Below are 982 nucleotides of genomic sequence, written 5' to 3'. Positions count from 1 at the left end.
GTCGAACGCAAGGGCCCCCACCCTCGTGACAGCGAAGAAGATTCTCGCCGTGTCGGCATCGTTCGAGGTAGAACTACCCGCCTGGTTCACGGCTGCTTGGAAGTACGTTTCTGCGCGAAGCACGGCGCCGTCCTCGAGGGCATCGAAACCGAGCTCGAGAAGTTCGCCGAGGGTGAGCCCGGAGGTGTCTGGCGTAACGAGGCTCGCCGGTATGGACGCGTCTTCCGATTCAGGGCGAACTTCGGTCAACTCGGTGGGATCTTTCTCGGGGACTGCTCTTCCCTGCTGTCCCGCAAAATCCGGGAACGTCCGGACATAATCGTCATCGACTATAGCAACGAAGCCAAGGTCCACCTCGATATCTGAGTCGAGGATGAACACGTTCGTTTGGGGCTGACCGAAGTACAGCGGAAAGATACCCCCGTTGGTCAAAAGAAAGAGGCGCAGCTCCTGTCCCACCGGGATGTTCGTGAGGGCAAATGAGAAATTGCCCTGCAAATCAGGGGTTTTTTCCTCGGTATCGTCACTGCCTACAATTTCCCCGGCCTGGTTGACGGCGACAACCGTTGTGCCGGCAACGGTCCCAATGATGGAACCTCCCGCCGGTGGGTTGTCGCCGAAAAAACCCCCTCCACCGCTGCTGTTGCACGATGGCAGGGTAAGGACGAGGGAAAAAATCACGAGGAAGCAGGTTACGATATTGCTTACCCTTTTCATTTTCCCTCCTCCCGTAACCTCAGCGCCGCCTGAAAATGGGGATGAAATCAAACCTCACGCCGAAAGAAGCCATAACCACGTACCCCTCGAGGGAAAACTCAAGGGGTGTGGAAACCCCCCCAACGTTGAGCGATACCTTGGCGTCGGTTGTTAACAGGTATCTTCCCTCGATGCCGATAAAGAGCCGCTTCGAGAGATTGTAGTTGAAGCCCAGGCCAGCCTCGCCGCCGTAGATGTCGTCCCTGCCCTTGTCCGATATCCCGGC

The 982-nt window shown here is 57.2% G+C and carries 2 protein-coding genes; both read right to left on the bottom strand.

Annotated elements, in window-relative coordinates; genetic code table 11:
- Window positions 1-717: hypothetical protein (locus tag GTN70_07900; protein NIO16907.1), on the bottom strand; the 717-nt coding region annotated here is incomplete at its 3' end.
- 19 nt (window positions 718-736) lie between these two features.
- Window positions 737-982: hypothetical protein (locus tag GTN70_07895; protein NIO16906.1), on the bottom strand; the 246-nt coding region annotated here is incomplete at its 5' end.

Source organism: Deltaproteobacteria bacterium, from assembly GCA_011773515.1.
In the GTDB taxonomy this organism is placed as follows: domain Bacteria; phylum Desulfobacterota; class Deferrimicrobia; order J040; family J040; genus WVXK01.
The sequence above is the reverse complement of the archived record's forward strand: the minus strand, read 5'-3'. Positions and strand labels throughout refer to the sequence as shown.